Source organism: Pseudoalteromonas sp. SIMBA_162, from assembly GCF_046535955.1.
In the GTDB taxonomy this organism is placed as follows: Bacteria; Pseudomonadota; Gammaproteobacteria; order Enterobacterales; family Alteromonadaceae; genus Pseudoalteromonas; species Pseudoalteromonas marina.
This window is the reverse complement of the sequence record NZ_JAWJBQ010001256.1, coordinates 1-234: the sequence shown is the minus strand read 5'-3', so window position 1 is coordinate 234 and position 234 is coordinate 1. Positions and strand designations below refer to the sequence as shown.

Here is a 234-nt window from a genome sequence, read left to right as displayed (position 1 = left end):
ATGCGTACCGCCACAGGGATCGCCTGTACTGACGACCAGCTCTCCTGCCAGCGCGTGCCGTCGTAGAACTGCAAACGGAGCGAATCCGCCGGAATCAACTTTTGCATTGTCGGCTTCACGCTGCCTGCTGCGTCGGTCAGCGGCCAGGCTAACCGTTCGAGATAGCCGTCATGAATGCGGTAACCGACGGTGAGCAGATTACTGCGTGGCAGACGCATCAACGGGTTAACCACA

1 protein-coding gene is annotated in these 234 nt (G+C 59.0%); it reads right to left on the bottom strand.

What is annotated here, in order from left to right; all coding sequences use genetic code 11:
- Window positions 1-234 (bottom strand): type II secretion system protein GspJ (locus R0J88_RS23660; protein ID WP_410901409.1); only part of this gene is annotated, 234 nt, incomplete at both ends.